The following is a 13974-nucleotide window of genomic DNA, read 5'->3' on the forward strand; positions in this document are numbered from 1 at the left end:
ATTACATAGCCGGCGATGCATTCAATTAATTTTGGAATTACAAAAATGACTAAAACTATCTATTTAATAATTACACTTTTACAAAAAGAAATTACATAATTCTCATATAGTTTTTAAATTGAATATAAGAAAAGTAAATATGACATGGGTTCAGCGGATGGCCTTACAAGCTTAAATCAACAGTATATTTCAATGAAATGAAATGATCACCCTGCTTATAGGGTGATCATTTCAAATCAAGCTTATACTAGCTTTCGTCATGAAAAGTTGGTAATTGTTGAGAGTTTAGAAAACTCCATTTCAAAACAAAACTGAAAATTGATAAAATGTAATAATAATTATTCGAATTTATAAAATATGGTTGGAATATTTAAAATATGGTAATGGTAGATGTGAAGCGATCTATGTATTTGCCCCATGAATTTTCAAAAGAAGCTACTTAGGTTTGATTAAATACGTCTAAATGCAAAGTATCCTGAGTTTCTATCTCAATTACATTTTATCCTTCATACATTTTAGGAACAAACTAGGCTATGGCATTAACAAATAACTTTCCTGTAAATATATACTTTCGTATAAATTAAGTTTTGCTTCATTTGAATGTGATTAATCTCTACACCAATTTCTTATTTATACAGCAAATTTAAATCTTAGTTCTTAATGTCAAGTATTGGTGCATGAATTAAAACAGTTACCGTTGAGTCTCAACAAACCAAATAGTCAAATACAAATTTTATACACTAAAAATCGAATCAATTGGATCTAATAAAATCAAAATTTAAAATAAAACTTCAGATTTTTGCTTGAAATTTTAGTAGTTTTTTCCATGCTTTTTTATTTTTACGAAGGTTTGCGAGATCTTCACTACTATTCAGTACTTGAAAATCCAAAATATTATTTTCCAATGCTTTTTCCAAATACTTAAAAGCAATACTCACCTGACCTTGTGTACTTTTAAGGCAAGCAAGATAATAATAAGCCTCAGCGAGCGTAGAATCTAATTCTAAAGCTCTTATAAATTGGGTCTCTGCTTCTTCAAAATTTTTTAATTTCAAATAAATTTGACCTAATACATTCAGAGCCGGCGTAAAATTAGTATCCACTAGTAGAATTCTTTGAATTTGAATTTCAGCTCTATTGTAATTATTTAATTTTAGATATAATTGTCCAAGTCGCAATTGTATATATATAGAATTAGAATCAAGTTGCAATGCTTTGACAAACATTTCTTCGGCTTCTGCATAGCGATTTGTTGCCATAAAAGCCATTCCCATATAGTCATAATTATAAATAAAATTTGAATCGTACTCAATAGCTTTACTCAAATAGTGAATAACATTTTCATACTGTTTTAAAACTAAATAAGTACAAGCCAAATTATGCAATGTCATGGTTTGAGTTGAATCCTTATTTAAAACTTTAGTATATTGTAAAATAGCTTCTGAATATCGCTTTGTGTCTAAATAAACATTCCCAAGATTGTGGTATGCGTAAATAAAATTTGAATCTATCTCAATGGCTTTTTTTAACTTTTGTTCTGCAAGACTAAATTGTCCTATATTGCTATAATAATCTCCCCAACGATTAAGCACAAGAATAGAATTCGAATCTATGCTATCTGCATGTTCTATATATTTTAATGCCCTTTCCTTATTGCTAAATCGACTATATAAATGTTTAGATACATCAATAAGAGGCATAATCCAATTAGGATATAATGCTATTGCCTTATTAGCGTAAAATTCCATAGAATCTACTTGACGAAAATTACATGCAAATACATTACTCATTTGCCAATATGCTTGCGGAAAATCTTCTTGATATTGAATTGCGAGTCGAAAATGATTTACTGCTTTTTTCCCTAATTCCTTATCCGGATTCAAATTTGATAAAGCTAATAGGTAGCCTTCAAAATAGTGTCTTCTAGCTTTAATAGCATTATACATATAATGTGAATCTCCTAGAAGTTCTGCAGCTCTATCTAAATATTTTGGGAATTCTTTATACTTAAATATTTTTAACTTCTTAGATAAGGTCAATTCAGAAGCATCTCCTTTCATCCAGTGGTTCATAACTTGTTGGGCATCGTCTTGCAATGCTGCAGCAAAATTTCTTTTAATAAATCCTAGTAATTCTCCAAGCCCTTCTACTTTTGCAAGAGCCTCATACAAATCATTGGCACAATTTCCGGAGGGTCGAAAAAATTCCTTATTTTTTAATGCCAATTTAAAAGCCAAATATTGCTTAACAATATTTGAATCTAAACTAGCTAGAATTTGATCTTCAAATCCTCGAATAGAAGTCTCAGAAAAATCTTTTATGTTTCGAATTTTAACTTTTCCAATACTTGCCAAATAATTGGAGTCTAGCACTAACAAATACTCGGATTTGTTACCTAAAATTATCGGAGTTTGACTTTGTGGCTCTACTGCGCTATTAACATTATCTTCGAGGTATCTCCCTATCTCTAGAAGTGAAATTTTAAAATCCCCATTTTGGTCCGCAAAACCATTAAGACCCTCTATTAAAAAATAACTAAAAACGCCCCTACCTTCACCCCATTGTGCACCCTCTATACTTAATTCATTAGGTTGACAACTTAAGATTTTTATTTCGTTTGCATATTGTTTTGTTAGATTTGCAGATGTTATTTCTGCACCTCCAATTTGTCTACCTGCCAATTTTCCTGCATGACAAGCGTCTGTAATAAGTATAACTTTAACTTCTTTTTGAATGGAAAGTGTAGTAATAATTTCTTGTAAATTAGAAAGAGCATAAGTTCCTCCTCCCATATAAATTCTAGAAGGTGCATCCCAACAAAGTAAAAAACCCGGTTGTGAATATGTTTTTCTTTCAACATCTGCGTGCCCAGAAAAATAAATTACAACAACATCTCCTCTTATTGAAAGATCGAGCAAGCCATCAATAGCTGCGGCCACATTTCCCGCAGTAGCTTGCTGATTTATAATCAATTGCACATGGTTTGTATCCATTTTACCTCCAACGGGTGACACTAAATATTTAGCAAAAGCCTCTGCATCTTTATGGGCAAATTGAAGATCAGGAATGTCTTTGTCTTGATAATCTGAAATTCCAATCACAACGGCACGTGTAATGCCAATTGAAAATAGTGAATTAGGAGAATTTAGTTTGATTCCCTTTTTACTCAATTCCAAATCTTCCTGTGCGCTCGATAAAATGCTTAGAAATCCTAAAAACAGAATAAAAAATGTCAATTTAAAATAACGAAACCTTGAATTAATCACAGTTAATATTTCAATATAAAACAAGCTATTAATTGACATTGAATAGTTTCCATAACCTCATTAAATTATTTATAAAATTAACGAAAATAATGCGTTGCCTGTTCCCCATTCTGCCTGCCAAAAGTTCCTGAAACAATTTTATAATTATAAACTTTATAAGCTTTGTAAATTTTCTCAACTACAACGGTAGTGTTGAAATAAATCTTTGGCGTGCCTTTATGATCACTATTCGCTTCTGATATGTCTATAGTATAAGTCAACAAATAATCCAAACCATTTGGGACAGTTTTAACTTTTACAATTTCAACATATGCCTGATGTTCTGAATTCCATTTCCATAAATCACCTGAATTTGGCTCATAACTAGCATCAATTTTTTTAAATCTTGGATCCGTATAAGGTGGATTAGGAATTGTTCGCTTTTGCTCTCTTCTTCTTTTTGCGGCCCACCAAGTGGATTCGCCATATTGTTCGCCATTAATTGCAGGAGCCATTTTAAAATCATAGCTAACAGTTTGTGAATTTCTTCCAGCAGTTTTAATATAAATATGAGCATTCTTAGGTTCTGCTGCAGGGTGAACTTTAAACCTGATTTCAATTTTGTTATCCACCCAAGTATGCACTAAGACATTGTAATAGTTTGGTCCTGCTGCTAAGGTAACAATCCCTCGTGTCTCAGCTCTACCTTCTAATCCAAATCCACTCCCTTCTATAATAATACTATTTTCATATTCAGTATCACCAATGAAATAACCATTGAAAAAAAGTGCAGGATTATAGGAAGTTTGTTTTCCCATTCTACTGCAACTTACTTTTGTGATAATAGGGTTACTGATAATACTAATATGAACCCTATCCTCTTTAAATACTTTAATAACAGAGCAAATACCAACACTTTTTACCTGAATAATAATCACTAAAAGTATAAAAGTATGGATGGCTACTTCTCTTATTTTTCGCATACGACTCTATTTGAAATATTTTTAACGCTCATTAATTACCTACCAGAAATCAATTAATGTTTATCTATATATTCCCGAAGCAAATCCAAATTTTGAATTTGCAGATTGAATACCTGCTTTGACTAAAATTTTAGACGCATTCTTGTCCTTCCGTTTTACAAATATTTTTTCAGTTGTTTCAGCTGATTCGTCACAGTTATGATTTCTCTCACGCAAATTAAATGTATAAATAACTATACTATCATACTTTATTTTGTCTATGGTTACAGATTCAAACTTAGAAGTTTTAATTGGCTTTGATAATATTATGGAAGTATGTTTGTTTGTTCCAAAATGTACTAGATCCCCAATTTGAGGAACATAATCTTTATCAGGTTTTAAATTTAATGAGTATGCTGATGGAGAAATCTTCATATTAAGTTTCCTTCTCTGATACGATGCTTCCCATGTACATTGTCCAAATCCTCTACCATCTCCAATCATACCTATTACATCAATTTTAAAAGGATTACTCTGTTGACCCAAGGTATTTTTAACACTTATTGCTACATCTTTTTTACTATCTAAAGTATAACTAGATTCAACATTAATTTTAATCTCTGTATCGGACCAATTAATAATTTTAAACTTAATAGCTGAATGACTAATTGCTAAAATTCCATTACCTTTTAAATTCCCAAAATTTTTTCCTTTAATTAGCCAATAAATTGACATTGGAACATCGGTATTTATAACATAATCTCCAGAATAATTACTCATACAGTTTGAACCTGGAATATTCCCACTCCATTGGCCATTTGAATAAAAAACCCCAGAACTACTGCCTCCAATTGATTCAATTATGGGCCCCAATAATTCCAAACGGTTAAATTTAATGTCACAATTTTCTGAAGTATAATCTATTGGACTGTTTCGATTTTCAAATGATAAAAAAGATAGAAGTAACGAAATTAAAATAGTGATTTTCATTTAGATAAAAATTTAAATTTAATAATAAACAAAAATAAAACAATCACTACTTTAATCAATTTTAAATTAAAATTTGGCTATTCTAATTAAAATTTGGCATCACATTACTAATTTACTCAAAGGATTTCACTCACAATTTCTATTGATATTTATTAAATTTAAAGCAGTCAAGCAATCTGATCCTACCTTTAATGCTATTATAAAGATAAATATTTTGACTGAAATTTCATTTGCAAAAAAAAAAATAAAACATCTGCATATAGTATATTATTTAAAATAATAACATTAACTTAAAGCAAATATCCTTTGCAAGTCAATAATATATTCCTGTATTCAATATTGCAAAAATCAAAAATACATTTTAAGTTAATTACTTTTTTTTATGGAAAATAAAATAATTCATATCAATATTAGAAAACAAAAGCTCTGCACTCTATACATATATTGCAAAGCTTTTTACATACCTAAAATAAAAGTTCAAAACACCTTACCTTTGGGATTGAAAACAATAAATCACTACCTAATTACAGTTACATTTCCGGAAACATGAAACGAATTGCCATTGATGGAAGTACCTTCAATTAAATAAACATATACGCCAGGTAAGGAATACTCTCCTTTAAATTTTCCATCCCAGAACTTTAAAAAATTAGTTGACTCAAAAATAAGATTACCCCATCGATCAAAAATTTTCATTTGATATTGTTCTATGTTTATTCCTTGAGGAAAAAAACTATCATTTACATTATCCCCATTTGGACTAAATATGTTTGGAATAAAAATATCATTACAGGTCTCAAAATATATAAAAGAGCTTATGATACTATCACATCCTAAGCTTGTTTTAAAATAATCAATATATCTTCCATTCTTAGTGTAAATGTTATTTCCAATTTTATACTCATCTCCATTACATAACCTTAATTCAATTTCATTTTTAAAATTAGGCCTGACCAATAAATTTGTCACTACAATACTATCACATCCAAAAACTGTAGTCAGGGAATCATAATAAATGCCTGAAATAAAATAAGTTTTATTTCCAAACTTATATTTTTCTCCTTCACATAATTCAACATAATTATCGTTCATTGTGGTTGGCAATATAGTAAGATATAAAACTCTTAAAGTATCACATTCAAAATTGCTTCCAAGGGTGTCTATGTATATACCGGTGTCTTTATAGCCTAAATAACTTTGACCAAAACATATTGATTTGTGCTCAGTTTTATTAATAAGAGGTGTAACCAATAGATTTAAATTTCTAATAGTGTCGCATCCTTTTAAACTGCTTAAGGTATCTCTATAAATGCCAGAATTTTTATATCCAAGATAGTTTTGACCAATACATATTGATTCATATATATCTTTTATGATTAATGGATTCACTTTCAAATTTAGCATTCTAACTGTATCACATCCAAAGGGATACTTTAAAGTATCGACAAAAAGTCCAGAGGTATTGTAACCAAGGTAAGATTGGCCTTCACAAATTTCCAGGTTTATTAGAATATCATTTTGATTTGCTTTTGTAATAGTGATACTATCCTTACAATGGTTTGTTCCATCATTAATTGTACAATAATATTTTGATGACACGCTATTCGTTACAAAAATACTTTTACTTGTATCCCCTGTACTCCAATATACGATTGATTGATTTGATAAAGGAATGGCTGTCAAACTATACAATTGGCTTATTTCTGAATCCAGAAGTATCCGATTCCAATAACAAATCTCATCAATTTTTCCACTGAAGTATTGCGCTGTATCAGCCCCAGATGAATTGAAACCTGAACCAAAACCAGAATTACTATAATTAACTATTCTATTTGTATCATACCCTGTCGATAGAAAAATGTCTCTGGTTCCCGGAAATCCTTGCTTAATAAATTTGCCATCGATATAAAGATTTGGAACTTTATTTTTATACACTATGGTATACTGATGCCAGCCAAATAAAGGAGCTATATAGACCAAAGATGTTCTTATAAATTGACTGGAGTTTTCGATTAAGTACAGACCATTATTACCAATATACAATCCAGATCCAGCATTCTGGTTAGTATTTCCAAAATTTTGACCATGGACAGGATGTATGATGCATTGCCCGTCAGAGATTAGATCCATTTGATTTGAAGTAAATAAATTTACACCTTCAGGAGGAATTGTTTGAATGTTATTGGCTTTGACCCAAACAGAATAAGTAAAATCATTTGATACTGATGTTTCAATATAATTTGTTATGATATAAGAATGCAAGCTTGCACTAAACGCAAAAGCCCTATTAGAATTTCCAAATCTATCTGTTGTGAGAAACGCATTTTTAACAATTCCATGATGTGCATTTCCACTTACATCTCTCGCGTTCTGACAAAACGGATAAAAAGCCAAAATTCCACTTTGCAATTCATTCCCAAAGTATAAATGTGAACAACATGGATCACCTTCATTTGGTATATCTTTAACAATAACATTTAAAGGAAAACTATTGATTTTACAAACTGTTGTGTCGGTTTGGAGTACATCTATAGATTGTACAAATAAATTCAAAATTACTACACTATCGCAATTATTTATTGTCTTAAAAGTATCTCTATAAATACCAGTCTGTGAATACCCCCTAAAATCCTGTCCCTTACAAATTCTCATACAGATAGAATCAATACTTACAGGACATAAATCATTACATCCATTCGTATCAGAATACAATTCAACTATTTCATGAGAAGTTAAGGCTCTACTATAAATTTTAACTACGTCTAAATCTCCATCCAAATAATATGAAGGAGACGGACTATCTCTTCCAATTTCTAGTGGTTCAATAAATTCTGGTAATATTCTTCCAATCTCAATAACTGTAGAAAATAATATACCGTCCTTATAATATTTAACGAACTGTCCATCAAAAGTAACAGCAAGATGAAACCATTTATTAATCGGAATTGAAATTGAATCACTAAATATTTTAGTTCCAGGAAAGGTATTATTTTTATTATAGCCAAATAGAACTTTACTTGAATCCGTTATACCAAATCTATATTGAGGTGGAATTTGTCTTGTACTCGTATTCGATTTACAAACAATGGGTGCCAGACCATTGATACTATTTAATTTAACCCAGGAACAGATTGTTATAGCTGTGTCCGGTGAAACAATTGTAGGTGAAACTGGAACTAAAATAAATGAATTTTTAAAATTATAAGCTTTATTAATATTCCCAAATCTATCTGCTGTTGGTTTGGCTTCAAATCCAGGAAACATCTTTCCATCATTACTATTTCCACTGTAATCTTTTGTATCACCATTAAAAGGGTAACAAGCTATTAGTCTATCCACACAATCAATAATTTGAATATTGACCGTATCATAACTAACACTACAACCAAGACCTTCCACTTCCAAAATAAATTTTCCAGTATGTGATTTATTAACATTCTCTATAATCGGGTTTCTTTCTCTTGAACTATAACCATTAGGACCAATCCATGTATATTCAGCCGAAAATATAGAATCTGCAAATAGTTGAAATTGACTTCCAAGACAGGGCAACCTATTGCTAGCGGTTGCAGTGGCGTTAACACCAGAATAATCAGAGAAATAGCCAAAACTTACTCCATTAAAAAAACTACCTTGTAATACTCCAAGATGGAAAAAATGACTTGTATTTAAAACTGTTATAATGGAAGCTTTAGGAAACCTTATACTGTCTAATTTTACTTTAGCAGTATACCACATATTACGAGTTCCTTGTACTACCGTGAACTGGTTAACATTTATATTAGCCGCTTGTCCGTTAATAAAAAAATTATTCAAACCATCCTTCTGGACTACCAATGTAATATAAACATCTAAATCTGTACTTCTTACAAATGAAACGTTTGAGCTCCCTGAACATTTTATTTGTGGAAGGATTGCTGCTCCTAATTCACAACCGATACCAGATAATTGATATACATAAACTGGAAAATTTGCTTGGATATATGCATTCTCATTAAGAATTCCAAACTCATAACTTTGACCTGCATTCAAATTTGTTATAAATAAACCATCTATATAAATTGTAGTGTTATTTCTTGTAGCAGTTATATACAATTTGTCAAATGGTTGATTTAATAAACCTTTCACAGCAATATATTCTGTTCCAATATTATTAACTGGAATTGTTTGGTCTCCTATCAAATCTGCACATCCTCCATATATTTTAGTTGCGTCCAAAATGTCATCACAAAGTGTAATAGCAATGGGGTTGTCACTCGTAATATGAGTTCCTTGCAAATGGTTAATTGCCAGATTACCGATTGCTCTACCAACATAACATTGTCCCTTGTGCAGTGTTATTGAGAATGTTGAATTGGCTAAATGTCCTATTATATCTGTTGATGGTGTAATATTAATTATTGTAAAATCATTAATTGCAACAATATTAAATGACGAGAACGATGGCGAAAATAAATTCGAATTGTCAAGTTTGTTTTGAGATGATATCCAAAAATCAAAACCCAAACTATTCCTTCCTTTTAATACAAATAATTCTGGACTCCCAATAGAAGAGTTTTCATAATATACTGAAATTGGTACCGTGGACGAAATTTTTATTCCTTTATTAAGAGCCATATCTGCTCCACTGCATTCGATTTCATCAATCTCATTGCTAAGATCTACTATTAAAGTTGAATTGGCAAGTACAGAAACAACTCTGGTTATCATGTTTCCGGAAGGTTGTGAAATAGTAACAATTGCATCTAAATTGTAACTAGAAATATTAAATGAAATTGGTGTTCGAAACGAATTATTGTTCGCTGTTGTTATAGCTGGAGCAGCAAACCAGAAAATTGTATCAATTTGTGCATACAGTGGATTTGTTAGTATATTAATAAGTTTTAAAACAATAATACAAATCCAATGTTTGGTACACATAACGAATTTAGCTTGGAATTTTAAGAATACGTATCCATTTCTTGGATTTTGCAAAGTAGAATTATAATTAAACTTTAAAATTACAATTGATAGTTGTAAAGTGTAAAAAATCTATAATTCGGCAAAAATGTTAAAAATATGGTATTTGTATTACTCACCACACAACCATCGCTTTAAATCTTCACCACCTCTTCGGGAAGCCACTAAGGGTTCTGACCATTGATGAAGAAATAAATTTTTATTATGATTGGTATATGATTTTAAGTAATTTAAATTTACTAAAATACTTTGACTAATTGCAAAAAATTGTTTATAGTCTGCTAACAACTCTTTGAAATAACCAAGGTGCTTAGAAGCAGAGATTGGCATTGGATTGTTTACTAAAAATAGTTTCGTTACCTGCCCTTCATGAAATGATTGAAGAAATAAAATATGCTCCAATTCAACTAATTCCACTTCACCTCTAATTTTTGGGATTCGCAATTTACTGATCTGGAATGGTCGTAAAGCTATACGATTCTGTTCATTACCGGTACCCAGATTAAACTGATGTATTGCCTGGTCTATACTGATCTGCAATTTTTTACGGTCAATAGGCTTGGTAATATATCGCAATGGGAAATATTCAAACGCTTTTAGTATATGATCTGAATCAACATAGGCAGAAATAAAAATAATCAATCCCAATTTTCCATTCATTTTTTGTTGTAGTACATCTAATAATTCAAATGCATCATGTCCACCAAGATTTATATCAAGTAATAATAAATCTGGCTTAAGCCTTGGAATTTGTTCCATTGCATAAACATATCGATCAGCATATCCAACCATTGTCAATTGCGGAAAATCTTCCACCAAATATTTTTGAATGAGTTCTCTTGCATCCATTTGATCTTCTACTATAAAATAATTCATACCTTTATCTTTGGATAAATCAACAATACTTCCGTACCATTCAAATTGCTTTGTATTTCCATTTTGATTTCAAAACCCAAGGTTTTTAACAATGCTATTCTTTGCTTGACAATTTGTGCTCCCGATTCTTCAACTTTTCGTTCTTTGTATAGCTTCTGTTTTTGACTGTGTTCTATCCCAACTCCATCATCTATAATTTGAATTCTAAGAGTGCTTAAAGTCTCCTTGATAATTACATTTACATTACCCGTTTTTGTATCTTTATAGTCAATTCCCCAAACCACTGCATTTTCAATATATGGCTGAAGTATCAATGGTGGGACCAACCATTCGGTTGGATCAAAATCAGCATGCATCTCTATGTTCCAGGTAATAAGTCCATTATGCAATACATTTTGCATGTCTAAAAAAATGCGAATAATTTCTAACTCATCATTTAATTGAATTAAACCACCTTTTTGTTTACTATTTAAACTTCCTAAAAATTTTCTTAAAAAATTAGCAACTTGCAATAATTTTCTATTTGCTTTTTCAGTATCCTGAAAATTTACAGAATTTTGAATGCTGGTTAAAAAATTACTCATGAAATGTGGATTCAATTGAGCTGTCAGCATTCTTGCCTGATGATATTTTGATTCCTGCTCTAGTTGTCTGATTTTTTTGCGACTATTCCGCAATTTATATATATACCACCCAAGACCTCCCAAAATGCACAAACTAACAATCGATAGGAAACTATTGAACCAGGGTTCCATAAAAATTTTCTGCTTAACTTGGATGTTTAATATAGCACTACTTGCCTTATTAAGATTCCCATTCAGAACCCCTTCTAATTCCAATTCGATCTGATACCTACCGGAGCTAAGTTCTGGTAATATAACATGTTGAAAACTAAACCATTCAGACCAGGATGTTTCATCAAGGATGCGGTATCGAAATTTTTGTTCGATCAGTCTTAAATTACCAATTACGTCAAACTCAAAGGATATCGATTTTCCTGAAGTACTTAAAGCAAATGCTTGGCTATAAGTCAACTGTTTCCCGTTGAGTTTTGTAAATTGGATTCTAAGGGGTTCTTCATTGTGCCATAATAAGTTCGCTTTAATCACACACAATCGATCCATACCACTCACCCAATAATTATCCTGTGAATCGAGATACGCAGCATTTTGATCGGGTACAATTCCTGGAAATCCATTGTAAAAATTAAATTCCCTGAAGGATTCTTGTCCGCGGAACAACTCTTGTAGTTTAATGGTAGTAAGTCCTTTGTTATGCCCGCAGATTAATAAACTGTCTTTAAAGCAAAGTATGCTCAATACAGGGTGTTTTAAATTTGATTTCAGAATTTGGGTAGCCACCTGTTTTTTAATATCAAATTTCCACAAACCATTATTGGATCCTAAGAAAAATAAAGAATCTCCCATCGGGTATATGGCGATTACCCCTTCAAATTTAAATTTCTCATTTGTATAATACGTTTCCGTTTTTTTGTGTGGATTATAACGAACTAATCCTTTATAAGATCCACACCATAAATTACCTTGTTTATCTTCGTCAATTGACAAGACATAAAGTGTTTTAAAATCTCCATCAGTCCAGCGGATTTTTTCAACATTACCCAGTTCAGGATCATAAATCCAAATTCCACCTCTTTGACTACAAATTAATTTTTTTAGTGTGGGTGACCAAAACAAATACAAACAAGCTGTAAAGCCAGCATTAAGATTTGACAATTCTGGAATCAATTTCAAACTACCATTCTCAAGTTGATAAACTTCAGTTTCTTTATATAAATAAATGCGCCCCTTTTCATCTTTACAAGGATGAAAATACCATCTTGATTCCTTACTAATATTTTTGATAGAATGCTCTTGAGAAATGCTGTATAGTCCATTCAAAAAATCCGCGATGATGATATTATGGTCTGAGTCTTCAATGATTCCCCAAGGAAATGAAATGCTGTCTTTATTAAAATAAAAAAATCCAGCTTTAGGAATTTGAACTAAACCTAGCTCGGTTCCCAACCAGTAATTGTAAGAATCCACCAAAACAGTTGTTATATTTGGTTTGTTTCTTGATTTTTTAAAAAATGAATGCAAGGTAGAATTCCTGGTTATCAATCCATCCAAAGCATTCCAAAGAAGCGGATTATTGTTTTCAACTTTAGTGTAATTGACTTCGCCAACTGCTTTGTTAATTGCAACCCGATCCATTAATCGGTCATTTAAATCATAAATGAAAACAGTATCTTCTTTAAAAACACGCCAAACAAATGTTCTTTCATCTGTATACAGTCCGATTTCTTCTTCATTGAAAGCTTTGAAGAATTTTATGGTATCATTTAAAAGAATACCCAGGCTGGGGTTTTCATCAAAAAGAACATAACATTTATCAGTAAGTCGACAATACAACAAATTGCGGGGTGTTAATCCAGTGGAGTTAATGTACGATTTTGAATTAAAAGTAGTATTCGCAAAATACCATAATTTTCTGTCACAGTCAAAAAAGAACAGCGTATCCTGTTTGAGACCCATTGCTCTTACATCCTTCATAATTCCGGGCGTGCGAAACAAGGACCATGAACTTCCATCATAGATTGCTATTCCAAATTTATTAATTGCCCAAATATGTTTATTAGTATCTTCATGAAACTGATGAATTCCAGTAATAACATTCATTTCACCGGGAATGAAATTTTCAAATGTTTTTCCGTTGAAACGGGATACACCTCCTTTGGTGCCAATCCACAAATAGTTTCTTGAATCTTTAAACAGTGCCGTGATCTGCGGGTGAATCAACCCATCATGTGTGGTATAAGTTTTGGAATATGGCTCTTGTGCAGAAATTGGAATTAGAAATAGCAAATTCACAATAAAAAATAATGTCAGTATGAAGTATATTTTACCAATAGAATATTGTATTGTATTCAATGCTAGGTT

6 protein-coding genes are annotated in these 13974 nt (G+C 31.1%); all 6 read right to left on the reverse strand.

All coding sequences use genetic code 11. From position 1 onward, the window contains the following. Positions 1-791 precede the first annotated feature (791 nt). The 6 genes from IPO86_01765 to IPO86_01790 all read right to left on the reverse strand — a co-directional run bounded on the left by IPO86_01765 (position 792) and on the right by IPO86_01790 (position 13965). Positions 792-3305 (reverse strand): tetratricopeptide repeat protein, encoded by a 2514-nt coding sequence (locus IPO86_01765; GenBank protein MBK9726823.1) that lies wholly within the window; start codon positions 3303-3305, stop codon positions 792-794. Between the two features lie 38 nt (positions 3306-3343). Continuing rightward, on the reverse strand, positions 3344-4228 hold the full coding sequence (locus IPO86_01770; GenBank protein ID MBK9726824.1) for a hypothetical protein: 885 nt from the start codon (positions 4226-4228) through the stop codon (positions 3344-3346). 60 nt (positions 4229-4288) lie between these two features. Further along, positions 4289-5197, reverse strand: coding sequence for a hypothetical protein (locus tag IPO86_01775; GenBank protein MBK9726825.1), 909 nt, complete (start codon positions 5195-5197; stop codon positions 4289-4291). Positions 5198-5713: 516 nt separating this feature from the next. Continuing rightward, positions 5714-10117 carry a gliding motility-associated C-terminal domain-containing protein gene (locus IPO86_01780; protein ID MBK9726826.1) on the reverse strand — a complete coding sequence of 1468 codons (4404 nt, stop codon included), beginning with the start codon at positions 10115-10117 and terminating at the stop codon, positions 5714-5716. A 150-nt stretch (positions 10118-10267) separates the two neighbouring features. Then, complete coding sequence (locus IPO86_01785; protein MBK9726827.1) at positions 10268-11032, reverse strand: response regulator; 765 nt, start codon at positions 11030-11032, stop codon at positions 10268-10270. Further along, the gene (locus IPO86_01790) at positions 11029-13965 is read right to left on the reverse strand and encodes a histidine kinase (GenBank protein ID MBK9726828.1); all 2937 of its coding nucleotides are present in this window, start codon (positions 13963-13965) and stop codon (positions 11029-11031) included. The genes IPO86_01785 and IPO86_01790 overlap by 4 nt, the downstream gene beginning before the upstream one ends. Positions 13966-13974: the final 9 nt, after the last annotated feature.

It is taken from the genome of Saprospiraceae bacterium (genome assembly GCA_016717265.1).
Taxonomy (GTDB): Bacteria; Bacteroidota; Bacteroidia; order Chitinophagales; family Saprospiraceae; genus Vicinibacter.